Raw genomic sequence first — 14,861 nt, 5'->3', positions numbered from 1 at the left:
CATTGCCGAACCATGCCCGCCGATAAATCCGTTTCCATCAGCAAATCTGAAGCCCGTCACATCTGGCTGCGCGCCCAGCGGCTCGATATCAGCGCGCCGTTCGGCGAGGGGCCGCCGGCGACGGCCGCCGCGGTCGAGCATCTCGGCTATGTGCAGATCGACACCATCAATGTCATCGAGCGCTCGCATCATCATATTCTCTGGAGCCGCATCCCCGACTACCGGCGCGCGGATCTGCGCCAGGCCCAGAGCGTCGACAAAACCGTGTTCGAGTACTGGACCCATGCGCTGTCCTATGTGCCGGCAAAAGATCTGCGCTTCTTCCTCCCCGCCATGAAGCGCCACCGGCGCGAGGGCCATAAATGGCTGTCCGCGGTCACGCCCGCGGATTTGCGCAAGGTCATGCGGCTGATCCGGCGCGATGGCGCGCTCACCATCCGCGACATCGACGACGACGTGCTGGTCGACAAGGAGCATCCGTGGGCGAGCCGCAAACCGTCGAAGCGGGCGCTGCAACTGGCGTTCTATGAGGGTCGGCTCACGATCTCCGGGCGTAACGGCATGCTCAAGACTTACGAGTTAATGGCGCGGCATTTCGGCTGGGACCAGCCGCCCCATCACCCGCCGAAGCCGGCTTCGGCGCGTGACATCATCGGCTATCTGCTCGACCGCGCCTTGCGCGCGCAGGGCATCGTCAGCCTGGATTCGATCTGCCATCTCGACGCGCCGCGCAAGGCGCAGGTCCAGCGGCTGATCGAGGCCAGGGTGCGCCGTGGGGAGTTGGTGCCGGTCGTGCTCGAAGCCGCGGGCAAGCAGCAGCACTGGGCCGAACCCGCGACGCTGGAGAATGCCGGCGGCACGGCTTTTGATCTGGTGCACATCCTGTCGCCGTTCGATCCGCTGGTGATCCAGCGCAAGCGGACGCAGCTGTTCTTCGGCTATGAGCACCGCTTCGAGGCCTACATACCCAAGGAGAAGCGGCGCTTCGGCTATTTCGCGCTGCCGGTTCTGGTCGGCGACGACATCGTCGCCGCGCTCGATCTCAAGACCGATCGCCAGCGCCGGAAATTGCTGATGCAGAAATGGAACTGGGTCGGCGAGGGCGCAGCCAGGGGCGCACGCAAGGAATTAAAACGCCGCATCGAGGAAGAACTGCATCGCTTCGAGCGGTTTCAACTGGCGGAGTGAGGGGTGGGCGTGCAAGCCCGCATTTCCGGGATGCTCAGGATTTGCGTATTTTCGTGCAGATTTTGCGCAGACGGAGGCTGAGGCCGGGTGGCCCGATGTCCAGGTTGCGGCAATCGCCCTTTCACAGGGATATCAGGCGATGCTAAGAACCCCCGATATCATGAGCTGTTGCGGCCGTATCGCCGCCAACAAAAAGCAAGAACTTCCGGGGAGAAAATGCATGAGCCGATCCGCCACCACCCTCGCCTCGGCCGCCGTCACCGGCGCCAAGAGCGACCTCGAGACCTCCACCATCCGCGCCATCTCGTGGCGCCTCATTCCATTCCTGGTGCTGGCGTATTTCTTTTCTTATCTGGACCGGGTCAATCTCGGCTTCGCCGCGCTGACCATGAACGCGGAATTGAAGTTCTCGCCGACGATTTTCGCCTGGGGCGCCGGCATCTTCTTCATCGGCTATTTCATCTTCGAGGTGCCGAGCAACCTCGCGCTGGAACGGTTCGGCGCCAGCCGCTGGATCGCGCGCATCATGGTGACCTGGGGCATCATCTCCGCGATGATGGCGCTGGTATCGGGGGTCTGGAGTTTTTACGGCCTGCGCTTTCTGCTCGGGGTCGCGGAAGCCGGGTTTTTTCCGGGCATCATCCTGTATCTCACCTATTGGTATCCGGCCGAGTATCGCGCGCGCTTTCTGGCCGCCTTTGCGATCGCGGTGCCGGTCTCGACCGTGATCGGCGCGCCGGTCTCCGGACTGTTGCTGGGCCTCGACGGCGCCATGGGCCTGAAGGGCTGGCAGTGGCTGTTCGTCATCGAGGGCATTCCCTCGGTTCTCTTAGGGATCGTCACCTGGTTCTATCTCACCGATCGGCCCGCCAAGGCGGATTGGCTCTCAGTCGAGCAGAAGGCGTGGCTGTCCGCAAAACTCGAAAGCGAAATCGCCGCCAAACAGGCCGCCAGACATCTCACGCTGGGCCAGGCGCTGGCGTCGCCCAAGGTCCTGACGCTGAGCCTGATCTATTTCGGTTTTGTCGCGGCCCTTTACGGCATGCAGTTCTGGCTGCCGCAGATCGTCAAGGCGTTCGGGTTTTCCAACGCGCAGACCGGCTTCGTCACCGCGGTACCCTATGTGTTCGGCACTGTGGCGATGATCCTGTGGGCGCGGCATTCGGATGCGACGCGCGAACGCGTGATCCACGTCGGCGCGCCGTTGCTGCTGACCGCGGCGGCGCTCGCCATCTGCGGCTACATGGATAGTCCCTACGTCACGATGGTGGCGCTGGTGGTTGCGGCGATCGGCATCTTCTGCACCTTCGGGGTGTTCTGGACGCTGCCGACCGCGTGGCTGTCCGGGACCGCGGCGGCCGGCGCGATCGCGCTGATCAATTCGATCGGCAACCTCGCAGGCTTCGGCGGACCGTATCTGATCGGCTGGGTCAAGGAGGCGACCGGAAGCACCTCGACCGGACTATTGGTGCTCGCGGTGCTGCCGCTGATCGGCGGCCTCTTGGCCTTCCTCGGCGGCCACGAGACCAGGGCGGAATTCGCAAGCGTGGGGCAAGTGAGTTAGCTCGTGAATTAGCTCCCCCGGCCGATCCGTCGTCCCGGCGGTTACCGTCAAGAAGCCGGTAACCTTCACGGAATCATGATCACTGACGAATATTGACATTCGTCAGTGAATAATTGACATTCTTCATCAGGCATCAGCCGATGGAGAGAAAGATGTTCGCCCGTTCCATTTTCTCAAGTTATTACAGGCTATTGGCTGGTGTATTGCTGGCCGCTGTGGCGATCACCCTGGCCGGTTGCAACGACAAGGTTGCCGAGAAAGCAGCCCCATCGCGGCCGGTTCTGGTGGCTACCGTACATTATGAGTCGGAATCTCCGGAGCGCAGCTTCGTCGGCACCATCAAGCCCCGGATCGAGACCGACATGGGTTTCCGGGTCCCCGGCAAGGTGGCAAAACGCCTGGTCGAGGTCGGCCAGACCGTCGATGTCGGCCAGCCGCTGGCCACACTCGATGAGATCGATCTGAAACTGCAGGCCGAGCAGGCCGAGGCCGAGTTCCGCGCCGCCACCGGCGTGCTGGCGCAGGCCGCCGCCGCCGAGCAGCGCGCCAAGGATCTGCGGGTCAAGGGCTGGGCCACCGACGCCCAGCTGGATCAGGCCAAGGCCGCCGCCGACGAGGCGCGCGCGCGGCTCAATCGCGCCGAGCGCTCGGTCGAGCTCACCAATAATTCGCTGTCTTACGCCACTTTGGTGGCCGATACCCGCGGCGTCGTCACCGCGACCCTGATCGACGCCGGACAGGTGGTGGCGTCCGGACAGACCGCCATTCGGGTCGCGCGCTTTGCCGAAAAGGAAGCCGTGGTCGCGATACCGGAGACCCTGGTCGGACGCGCCAAGGACGGCACGGCGACCGTGACCCTGTGGTCCGAACCCAACAAGAAATACGCGGCAAAACTGCGCGAGGTCGCGCCGTCAGCCGATCCGGCGACGCGGACGTTTCTGGCCAAATTCTCGCTGCCCGATGCCGGTGAAAGCGTTTCGCTCGGCATGACCGCGACGCTGACGCTGGCCGATCCGCTGACCGAGCGCGTGGCGCGGTTGCCGCTGTCGGCGCTGTACAGCCAGGGCGGCGATCCCTCGCTCTATATCGTCGATGCCAAGGGCGAAGTGGCGCTGAAGCCGGTCGCGGTCAAATCCTATGGCAGCAATGACGTCGTCATATCAGGCGGTGTCGATGACGGTTCGAAAGTTGTCGTGCTTGGCGTGCAGAAACTCGATCCGGCCCAGAAGGTCCGCGTCGTGTCGTCGCTGTCGTTTTAATCTGGGTCGATCGGAGGAGGGCACGATGAAACGGTTCAATCTTTCGGCCTGGGCGGTGAGCCATCCCGCACTCATTCTGTTCCTGGTGGTTGCGCTAGGCTTCGCCGGCTTCTTCTCCTATCGGGGGCTCGGCCGCGCCGAAGATCCGTTCTTTACCGTCAAGGTGGTGAACGTCTCGGCGATCTGGCCGGGCGCGACGGCCGCGGAAATGCAGACCCAGGTTGCGGACCCGATCGAGAAGAAACTGCAGGAACTGCCGTATTTCGACAAGGTGGAGACCTATTCGAAGCCGGCGTTCACGGCGATGCAGGTCTCGTTCAAGGATTCGACGCCGCCCAAGGACGTGCCGTATCTGTTTTATCTGCTGCGCAAGAAACTGGTCGATGTGCAGGGCCAGTTGCCGGCGGGTCTGCTCGGTCCCGTCGTCAACGACGAATTCAGCGACGTCGATTCAATTCTCTACATGATGACCAGCGACGGCGCCGACTACGCGCAGTTGAAGAAAGCCGCCGAAGGCATGCGCCAGCGGCTGTTGAAAGTGCCGGGTGTCACCAAGATCGACCTCTACGGCACCCAGGACGAGAAGATCTTCGTCGAGTTCTCGCATGCCAAGCTGGCGACGCTGGGCATTACGCCGCAGGCGCTGTTCGATTCGCTGGCCAAGCAGAACAATGTCGTGCCGGCCGGCACGGTGGAAACCTCCTCGCAACGCGTGCCGCTGCGCGTCACCGGCGCGCTCGACGGCGTCAAGGCGGTGGCGGAAACGCCGGTCGAGAGCAATGGCCGCGTGTTTCGCCTCGGCGATATCGCCACCGTCACCCATGGCTTCGTCGATCCGCCGAGCTTTGTGGTGCGCCAGGAAGGCAAGCCCGCGATCGGTATCGGCGTGGTCACCGCCAAGGGTGCCAACATCCTGGAACTCGGCAAGGACGTCGCCGACGCGACCGCGGAATTCATGAAGGCGGTGCCGCAGGGCATCAATGTCGATCGCATCGCCGACCAGCCCGAAGTGGTCGAGCACGCGGTCAATGAATTCGTGCACTCCTTCATCGAGGCCTTGGCGATCGTGCTGTTCGTCAGTTTCGTGGCACTGGGCTGGCGCACCGGCATCGTGGTGGCGTTGTCGGTGCCGCTGGTACTGGCGATCGTCTTCATCGTCATGAACGCGATGTCGCTCGATCTGCATCGAATTACGCTCGGCGCGTTGATCATCGCGCTGGGGCTTCTGGTCGACGACGCCATCATCGCGGTCGAGATGATGGTGGTGAAGATGGAGCAGGGCTGGGACCGGGTCCGCGCGGCGTCCTTTGCCTGGGAATCCACCGCGTTCCCGATGCTGACGGGAACGCTGGTCACGGCGGCCGGCTTCCTGCCCATCGGTTTTGCCAATTCCGCGGTCGGCGAATATGCCGGCGGCATTTTCTGGATCGTGGCGATCGCGCTGGTCGCCTCCTGGTTCGTCGCGGTGATCTTCACGCCCTATATCGGCGTCAAGCTGCTGCCGAATATCACGGTCAGCCATAACCACGATCCGCACGCGGTCTATGAGACGCGCGTCTATCGTATTCTGCGCAGCATGATCCAGTGGTGCGTCAACCACCGGATCAAGGTGGTGCTGGCGACGGTCGGGATCTTCGCGCTGTCCATCGTGGGCTTCGGTCACGTGCAGCAGCAGTTCTTTCCGCTGTCGGAGCGGCCCGAACTGTTCCTGCAGCTGCGGTTGCCGGAGGGGACAGCGTTTGGCGTTACCCAGAAGTCGGTGGAAAAGGCCGAGGCGCTGCTGAAGGGTGACAAGGACATCGCGACCTACACCGCCTATGTCGGCCAGGGTTCGCCGCGGTTCTGGCTCGGGCTCAACCCGCAGCTGCCGAACGAGGCCTTCGCCGAGATCGTGATCGTCGCCAAGGATGTCGAGGCGCGCGAGCGGATCAAGGCACGCCTCGAAAAGTCGGTCGAGGACGGGGTCCTGACCGAAGCCCGGGTGCGGGTCGATCGCTTTAATTTCGGGCCGCCGGTCGGTTTCCCGGTACAATTCCGGGTGATCGGCCCCGATCCCAACACCGTCCGCGACATCGCCTACAAGGTGCGGGACGTGGTCAAGCAGAACGAAAATATCAGGGATCCGCAGCTCAACTGGAACGAACAGTCGCCGTATCTCAAGCTGGTGGTCGATCAGGACCGCGCGCGAGCGCTCGGCCTCACCCCGCAGGACGTCTCAACGGCGCTGGCCATGTTGATCTCGGGCGCTCCGGTGACCACGGTGCGTGACGGCATCGAGAAGGTCGACGTGGTGGCGCGCGCGGTACCGTCCGAGCGGCTCGATCTCGGCCATGTCGGCGATCTCACCGTGACATCGCGCAACGGGGTGGCGGTGCCGCTGCTGCAGATCGCGAAGATCGAATACGCCCATGAGGAGCCGATCCTGTGGCGGCGCAACCGCGACATGGCCATCACCGTGCGCGGCGACGTTGCCGACGGCGTGCAGGCTCCCGACGTGACCAACCAGATCTGGCCCAAGCTGCAGCAGATCCGCGACAGCCTGGAGCCGGCCTACCGGATCGAGGCCGGCGGCGCGTTCGAGGAGTCCGCCAAGGGCAATGCCTCGATCTTTGTGCTGTTTCCGCTGATGGTGCTGGTCATGCTGACCTTGCTGATGATCCAGCTGCAGAGCTTCTCGCGCCTGCTGCTGGTGTTCCTGACCGCGCCGCTGGGCATTGTCGGGGCGTCGCTGGGACTGAACGTGGCCAACCAGCCCTTCGGCTTCGTGGCGCTGCTCGGGCTGATCGCGCTGGCCGGGATGATCATGCGCAATGCGGTGATCCTGGTGGACCAGATCGAAACCGACGTGTCCCACGGCCTGACCCGCCGGGAAGCCATCGTCGAAGCCACCGTCCGGCGTGCCCGCCCGGTGGTGCTGACGGCGCTCGCCGCCATCCTGGCGATGATCCCGCTGTCGCGCTCGGCGTTCTGGGGCCCGATGGCGATCACCATCATGGGCGGCCTGTTTGTTGCAACCTTCCTGACCTTGCTGTACCTGCCGGGCCTCTACGCCCTCTGGTTCCGCAAGAGCCTTGATGAGAGCGGTCCGATTGAGCACATTGCGCCGCAGCATCAAGGCGAATCACAGCCCGCAATTCCGCTTGCTGAGGCCGCGGAATAATTGAACATTATGCTCGAACAAAGCATTGAGAGCACACGGAACTGAGCACTGGCATGACGCTGATTTCGGAACATATCGAGCCGGACACCCGTGAGCGGATTCTCGTGGTGGCGGAACGTTTGTTCCGCGAAATCGGCTACCAGAAGACCACCGTCGCCGACATCGCCAAGCTGCTGCGCATGAGCCCGGCCAACGTCTATCGCTTTTTCGATTCGAAAAAGGCGATCCACGAGGGCGTTGCGCGCAGCCTGATGGGCGGGGTCGAGGACGCGGCGCACGTGATTGCAGCCAAACGCGGACCGGCGGCGTCCCGGCTACGCGAGCTTATGACCACCATCCATCGGATGAATTCCGAACGCTATGTCGGCGATTCCAAATTGCATGAGATGGTCTCGATTGCGATGGAGGAGAGCTGGGAGGTTTGCGTCGCCCATATGGAGCATATCACCGAGACCATAGGTAGCGTGATCGCCGAGGGCGTCGCTTCAGGTGAATTCGAGGCCGCTGATCTGCCGATGACCGCGATGTGCGCCTGCACCGCGATGATGCGGTTTTTCCATCCGCAGATGATCGCGCAATGCGCCAACAAGCCGGGACCGTCGCTCGACCAGATGATCGATTTCGTCCTCGCGGGACTTGCGCCGCGCGGGAGTTCGGCGAAACACTGAGGAAGCTGATAGTCTACCCCGTCATTCCGGGGCATCGCGCAGCGATGAACCCGGAATCTCGAGATTCCCCGATGCGCAATTGCGCATCTGAGGTCTGGTGCTAGCGCACCATCCCGGAATGACGGAGTACGGACTCCTCGCAACGACGAAATAGTAAGGAATAGGCCGAAATGGACGCATCCAGCCCGAGAGACTTGCATTACTATGAGCCGGCCAACGGCCATGGCCTCAAGCACGATCCGTTCAATGCCATCATTGCGCCGCGTCCGATCGGCTGGATCTCGTCGCGGGACACCAAAGGCAACGTCAATCTCGCGCCTTACAGCTTCTTCAACGGCTTCAATTATCACCCGCCGATCATCGGCTTCTCTTCGACCTCCTGGAAGGACAGTGTCCAGAATATCCAGGAGACCGGCGAATTCGTCTGGAATCTCGCCACCCGGGATCTGGCGAAGCAGATGAACGCCACCGCGGCGCATGTCGCCCGCGATGTCGATGAATTCGCGATCGCGGGGTTGACCGCGGTGCCGGGCAAGCGCGTCAACGTGCCCCGGGTGGCCGAAAGCCCGGTCTCGTTTGAATGCAAATTATCGCAAATCATTCAGTTGCAGGCCGCCGACGGCACCAAGGTCCAGGGCTGGCTGACCCTGGGCGAGGTCGTCGCCGTCCACATCGACAAGGCCATGATCAAGGACGGCGTCTATCAGACCGCGCTGGCACGGCCGATCGTGCGCGCCGGCCGCCGGGGCGACTATTTCGAGATCAAGCCGGATGCCATGTTCGAGATGGTGCGGCCGGATTGATGTCGCTTCTGCCTTTCGCCGCAGGCGCGAAGGGGGAGCCCTGAATTAGCGCGCTTTCGCCGATTCGATCGCGGATTATCGTGACTTAAGTATTACACCCGTCGGCGTTTTCGGAACTGATGCGGTATTCTGCCGTTATCGGATGTCGCTTAATTTAGCTGTATTTCCAGAGCCAGGCGTCCCCCGAATCCCCTGGGTTCCGCTAGAATATCCCCCAGCCGCTCCGACCCTGAGGACATCGCCATGAGCTTTCGCCGCGATTTCGTCACCAAGCCGATCTTCTCCTGGGCGCGCGGGGTGTTGCCGCCGATGTCGGACACCGAGCGCGAGGCGCTGGAGGCGGGCGACGTCTGGTGGGACGCCGACCTCTTCACCGGCAATCCCGACTGGTCGAAGCTGCTGGCCAATGCGCCGGCGACCCTGACGGCTGAAGAGAAAGCGTTTCTCAACGGCCCGGTCGATGAACTCTGCGCCATGCTCGACGACTGGAAGATCAATTGGGAATGGCGTGACCTGCCGCCCGAAGTCTGGGACTTCATCAAGGCGCGTAAATTCTTCGGCATGATCATCCCCAGGGAATATGGCGGGCTTGGCTTCTCGCCCTATGCGCATTCGGAAGTGGTGCGCAAGATTTCGTCGCGCTCATTGGCCGCCGCCGTGACCGTGATGGTGCCGAACTCGCTCGGACCCGGCGAATTGCTGATGCGCTTTGGCACCAAGGACCAACAGCAAGCCTGGCTGCCGCGCCTCGCCGACGGCCGCGAGATTCCCTGCTTCGGGTTGACCAGCCCGGAAGCCGGCTCCGATGCCGCCTCGATGATCGACAGCGGCGTCATCTGCAAAGGCAGTTTCGAGGGACGCGACGTGCTGGGGCTGCGTCTCAACTGGCACAAGCGCTATATCACGCTCGGTCCGGTGGCGACGCTGCTCGGGCTGGCCTTCAAGGCCTATGACCCGGATCATCTGGTTGGATCACAGGACGAACTCGGCATTACCGTGGCGTTGATCCCGACCCATCTGCCCGGCGTTACCATCGGCCATCGTCATCTGCCGTCGATGCAGGTGTTTCAGAACGGTCCGAACTGGGGCAAGGACGTCTTCATTCCGATGGATTACGTCATCGGCGGGCAGGAGCGTCTCGGCCAGGGCTGGAAGATGCTGATGACGGCACTGGCCGCCGGGCGCGGCATCTCGCTGCCGTCGCTGTCGGCGGCGGGTGCGGCCTACGCCGCGCGCACCACCGGCGCCTATGCGCGGATCCGCGAGCAGTTCAACGTGCCGATCGGGAAATTCGAGGGCATCGAGGAGCCGCTGGCGCGAATTGCCGGCACTGCGTATCTGCTCGACGCGGCGCGGCGGCTGACCTGCGCCGCGCTCAACCAGGGCCGTCACCCCGCTGTCATTTCCGGCATCATGAAATTGCAGGCGACCGAGCGGATGCGGATCGCGATCGATGACGCGATGGATATCCATGGCGGCAAGGCCGTGATCGATGGTCCGCAGAATTACATGGGCAATCTCTATCGTTCGGTGCCGGTCGGCATCACGGTCGAGGGCGCCAACATCCTGACCCGCAACCTGATCGTATTCGGGCAGGGCGCGATCCGCGCGCATCCTTATCTGCTGCAGGAAATGAACGCGCTGGGCGACGAGGACCGCGCCCGGGGTCTGGACGCCTTCGACACCGCGTTCTGGAAGCATGTCGGTCACAGCGTGGTCACGCTGTTTCGGGCGTGGGGCCGGAGCTGGAGCGGCGGAATGTTCGTGACGGTGCCCGATGCCGCGGAGGCAACCGGATTTTATCGCCAGCTCTCGCGGTACTCGTCGGCGTTCGCGCTGTGTGCCGACATGGCGCTCTTGACGTTGGGTGGCGCGCTCAAGCGCAAGGAAATGCTGTCGGCGCGGTTCGGCGATATCCTGTCTGAATTGTATTTGCTGTCGGCGGCGCTGAAACGCTGGCAGGACGAGGGCCGCCAGAGTGCGGATTTTGCCGCGCTGGAATGGTGCATGGCAAGCGGCTTTCGCACCATCGAAAACCGTTTCGCTGAAATTCTCGCGAATTTGCCCAATCGATTTGTCGCCGTCGTTCTGAAGTTCCTGATCCAGCCGTTCGGCGCGCGGGTGCTCGGCCCGTCGGATATTGTTGTCCATCAATGCGCGCAGCTGATATTGGAGCCGTCGGCGGCGCGTGACCGCCTGACGCCTGACCTGTCGCATGTCGACGATGACGGCGGCATCGCGCGGCTGGAGAAGGCATTTTTGCTCGTCACCGGCGCGGAAGATATCTCCAAGCGAATGCACGCTGCGCACCTGCGCGATGTAAAAGAAGCTATCGGCAAAGGCGTCATCACCCAGGCCGAGGGCGACCAGCTCGCGCTCGCGCATGAGGCGGTGGCGAAAGTGATCGAGGTCGACGATTTCGCGCCCGAGGCGCTGTCGCCGATCTACAAGAAACCCGCCGAGGTGCATCAGTTCTCCAGGGAACTCGGTGAGACGCGGGCGGCAAGCTGATGGCGCGACCGGTTTACATCATCGACGGCAGCCGGACGCCGTTCCTGAAGGCGCGCACTGGACCCGGACCGTTCACCCCGGTGGACCTCGCCGTGCAGTGTGGCCGGCCGTTGCTGGCGCGGCAGCCGTTCGCGCCCAGTGCTTTCGATCAGGTGATTTTGGGCTGCGTCAATGTCATTGCCGACGAGATGAACCCGGCGCGGGTCGCGGCGCTTCGTCTGGGCATGGGCGAGGCGATGGTCGCCTTTACGGTGCAGATCAATTGCGGCTCCGGCATGCAGTCGATCGATACGGCCTATCGCTACATCCGCGAGGGTGTCTCGGATCTGATTTTGGCCGGCGGTTCGGAAGCGCTGAGCTACGCGCCGCTGGTATGGCCGCAGCAGGGCGTGCGCTGGTTTGCGGGATTGGCCGGCGCCAAGGGCATTCTCGCCAAGCTGGCGGCGCTGGCCAAAACGCGTCCGGCGTTCTTCAAGCCGATCATCGGCCTGGAGCGTGGCCTGACCGATCCGATCACCGAACTCAACATGGGACAAACCGCCGAAGTGGTCGGTCACCTCTTCGGTATCACCCGCGAGCAGTCGGATGCCTATGCGGTCGAAAGCCATATCCGGCTGGCCAACGCGCAGGCGCAGGGTTTCCTGCACGGCGAGGTTGAAACCGCGTTCGCGCGCGACGGCAAATTCTACGAATATGACGATGGCGTGCGGCCGGATTCCTCGCCCGAGAAATTGGCGGCGCTCAAGCCGGTGTTCGAGCGGCCCTGGGGCCAGGTCACCGCCGGCAACTCGTCGCAGATCACCGACGGCGCGTCGTGGACCATCCTGGCGTCGGAAGAAGCCGTCGCCAAACACGGTCTCAAACCGAAGGCCGTGATCGTCGACAGCCAATGGTCGGCGCTCGATCCCTCGATCATGGGTCTCGGCCCGGTGTTGTCGGCGACCGAACTGCTCAAGCGGAATAAACTGGCGTTGCAGGATATCGAGACCTGGGAATTGAACGAGGCGTTCGCGACCCAGGTGCTGGGTTGTCTCGCCGCCTGGAACGACGAGAAGTTCTGCCGCGAGATTCTCGGCCTCGACGGCGCGGCCGGTCAGATCGATCGCGCCAGGCTGAACGTCGATGGCGGCGCCATCAGCCTCGGCCATCCCGTCGGCTGCAGCGGCAATCGCATCGTGCTGCATCTTGTCAATGCGATGCGGCGGCTGGGCACCAAACGCGGCATCGCCACCGAATGTATCGGCGGCGGGCAGGGCGGCGCCATGTTGATCGAGACGGTATAGGGAACGCCATGGACAGCAAAATCATGGACGTGCTCGGTGACCGCGTGCTCGAACTCGGACCGAAGCCTGACGCAAGCAGCCCCTATCGCCATTTCAAGCTGACGCGCGATGCCGACGGCATTGCCTGGCTATTGTTCGATCGCGAGGGCGCCAGCGCCAATACGCTGTCGGCCGATGTCATGGCCGAGTTCGATACCGTGCTGGCGGCGCTGGAAAGCCAGCGTCCGACGGGACTGGTGATCCGCTCGGCGAAGCCATCCGGTTTCATCGCCGGCGCCGACGTCAACGAGTTTCGCGGCGCGACCGATCCCGGGCCCGTCGAGACCTCTATCGGCCGCGCCCATGCGGTGATCGACCGCCTTGAAGGCCTCAAGATTCCGACCGTCGCCGTGATCCACGGCTTTTGCCTCGGCGGCGGCCTCGAAGTCGCGCTCGCCTGCCAGTCGCGCATCGCGATCGACGGCGCGCGCTTTGGTTTTCCCGAAGTCCTGCTCGGGCTGCATCCCGGTCTCGGCGGGCCTGCGCGTTTCACGCGCCTGGTCAATCCGATGCAGGCGATGACGCTGATGCTGACCGGCAAGACCATCGATGCGCGCAAGGCCAGGTCGCTCGGGCTGGTCGATGCGGTGACGCAGGAGCGCCATGTTCGCAACGCCGTGAAGGACGCGGTGTTCGGCCGTCTGAAGCGCGCCAGACCGGGCGTTCTCGTCGCACTCTTGAATCTCGGTCCGGTCAGGGGCTTTTTGGCGTCGCGGATGCGCGCCGAGGCCGCGAAGGCCGCGCCGCAGGAGCATTATCCGGCACCCTATGCGCTGATCGATCTCTGGGAAAAGCACGGCGGCGACAAGGCCGCGATGCTGGCAGCCGAGAAGACCTCATTCGCCCATCTGATGGTGACGCCGACGGCGCAGAATCTGATCCGGGTGTTCTTCCTGCGCGACCAGATGAAAAAGACCGCCGGCTCCGGCAACAGCATCCGCCATGTTCACGTCATCGGCGCCGGCGCGATGGGCGGCGACATCGCGGCCTGGTGCGCCAATCAGGGCTTGCGGGTCACGCTCGCCGACATGAAGCCGGAGCCGATCGCCGGCGCGATCAAGCGCGCTTCTGATTTGTTCGGCAAGATCATGCGCCAACGCACTGACGTGCGCGACGCGCTGGACCGGCTGGTTCCCGATCTCGACGGCGAAGGCGTGCGCAACGCCGACCTCATCATCGAAGCGGTGCCGGAGAAGCTGGAATTAAAGCAGAAGGTCTATGCGGGCCTCGAGCCAAAGATGAAAGCGGGGGCAATTCTCGCCACCAACACCTCAAGCATTCCGCTGCAGGATCTGCGCACGACGTTGGCAAAACCGGAACGGCTGGTCGGGCTGCACTTCTTCAATCCGGTGTCCCGGCTGCAACTGGTCGAGGTCGTCAGCCATGACGGCAGCGATCCGCAGATGCTGAAAGAGGCGCTGGCCTTTGTCGGTGCCATCGACCGGCTGCCGCTGCCGGTCAGGAGTTCGCCGGGCTTTCTCGTCAATCGCGCGCTGACGCCCTACATGCTCGAGGCGATGGTGATGCTCGACGAGAAGATCGACAAACTCGCCATCGATGCGGCGGCGGAAAAATTCGGCATGCCGATGGGCCCGATCGAGCTGGCCGATCAGGTCGGACTCGATATTTGTCTCGCGGTCGGCGACATGCTGCGCTCGAAATTCGGCGATCTGCTGCCGCCGACGCCGGCCTGGCTGCGCGACAAGGTCGCCAAGGGCGAACTCGGCCGCAAGTCCGGCAAGGGTTTTTACATCTGGAAAGACGGCAAGGCCGACAGGGCGCCCGGTTCGTCTTCAACCATGGAGCCGACGCCGGAAATGATCGACCGGCTGATCCTGCCGATGTCGAACGTCTGCGTCGCCTGCCTGCGCGAAGGCATTGTCGACAATCCCGACACGGTCGATGGCGCGATGATTTTCGGCACCGGCTACGCGCCGTTTCGCGGTGGCCCCTTGAACTACGCCCGAGCCCGCGGCGCGGAGAATGTGGCTTCGACCTTGCGCGCGCTCGCGCAAAAATTCGGCGACCGGTTCACGCCGGATGCCGGCTGGGATAGCTTCAAGTAACGCCGCATTCGATTCGACGGGACCTCAGACATGACCGACACGACCGCCGTTCACGCCCCGCCGACCATGGAAACCGAACCTGACGGCGATCTCTGTATCCGCACGTTGGCGATGCCGGCCGACACCAATCAGAACGGCGATATTTTCGGCGGCTGGCTGCTCAGCCAGATGGATCTCGGCGGCGGAATCTTCGCCTCCAAGACCGCAAAATCGCGCACCGTCACGGTGGCGATCGAAGCGATGAATTTCCGCAAGCCGGTTTTCGTCGGCGATCTGGTTTCCGTGCATGCCAATCTGGTCCGGATCGGCAAGACCTCGAT

10 protein-coding genes are annotated in these 14,861 nt (G+C 63.3%); all 10 read left to right on the top strand.

Annotated elements, in window-relative coordinates:
• The first annotated feature begins 12 nt into the window (after nt 1-12).
• Entirely contained in the window at nt 13-1,188 is a 1,176-nt protein-coding gene (locus tag ABR948_RS20485; RefSeq protein WP_428121339.1) for a winged helix-turn-helix domain-containing protein, read from the top strand.
• Between the two features lie 220 nt (nt 1,189-1,408).
• On the top strand, nt 1,409-2,752 hold the full coding sequence (locus tag ABR948_RS20480) for an MFS transporter (RefSeq protein WP_428121337.1): 1,344 nt from the start codon (nt 1,409-1,411) through the stop codon (nt 2,750-2,752).
• 152 nt (nt 2,753-2,904) lie between these two features.
• Nucleotides 2,905-4,011, top strand: coding sequence for an efflux RND transporter periplasmic adaptor subunit (locus tag ABR948_RS20475; RefSeq protein ID WP_428121335.1), 1,107 nt, complete (start codon nt 2,905-2,907; stop codon nt 4,009-4,011).
• A gap of 25 nt (nt 4,012-4,036) precedes the next feature.
• Nucleotides 4,037-7,171, top strand: a complete 3,135-nt coding sequence (locus ABR948_RS20470; RefSeq protein ID WP_428121333.1) for an efflux RND transporter permease subunit — start codon at nt 4,037-4,039, stop codon at nt 7,169-7,171.
• Between the two features lie 53 nt (nt 7,172-7,224).
• Nucleotides 7,225-7,839, top strand: coding sequence for a TetR/AcrR family transcriptional regulator (locus tag ABR948_RS20465; RefSeq protein ID WP_428121330.1), 615 nt, complete (start codon nt 7,225-7,227; stop codon nt 7,837-7,839).
• Between the two features lie 170 nt (nt 7,840-8,009).
• On the top strand, nt 8,010-8,642 hold the full coding sequence (locus ABR948_RS20460) for a flavin reductase family protein (RefSeq protein ID WP_428121328.1): 633 nt from the start codon (nt 8,010-8,012) through the stop codon (nt 8,640-8,642).
• 243 nt (nt 8,643-8,885) lie between these two features.
• Complete coding sequence (locus ABR948_RS20455) at nt 8,886-11,153, top strand: acyl-CoA dehydrogenase (protein WP_428121326.1); 2,268 nt, start codon at nt 8,886-8,888, stop codon at nt 11,151-11,153.
• Nucleotides 11,153-12,436, top strand: coding sequence for an acetyl-CoA C-acetyltransferase (locus tag ABR948_RS20450; protein WP_428121324.1), 1,284 nt, complete (start codon nt 11,153-11,155; stop codon nt 12,434-12,436). Before ABR948_RS20455 ends, ABR948_RS20450 begins: the two co-directional genes overlap by 1 nt.
• An 8-nt stretch (nt 12,437-12,444) precedes the next feature.
• Nucleotides 12,445-14,541 (top strand): 3-hydroxyacyl-CoA dehydrogenase NAD-binding domain-containing protein, encoded by a 2,097-nt coding sequence (locus tag ABR948_RS20445; RefSeq protein ID WP_428121322.1) that lies wholly within the window; start codon nt 12,445-12,447, stop codon nt 14,539-14,541.
• Between the two features lie 30 nt (nt 14,542-14,571).
• On the top strand, nt 14,572-14,861 hold a 290-nt coding region (locus ABR948_RS20440), incomplete at its 3' end, for an acyl-CoA thioesterase (RefSeq protein WP_428121320.1).

Origin of the sequence: Bradyrhizobium sp. (assembly GCF_050014615.1) — a bacterium.
Taxonomy (GTDB): Bacteria; Pseudomonadota; Alphaproteobacteria; order Rhizobiales; family Xanthobacteraceae; genus Bradyrhizobium.
The sequence above is the reverse complement of the archived record's forward strand: the minus strand, read 5'-3'. Positions and strand labels throughout refer to the sequence as shown.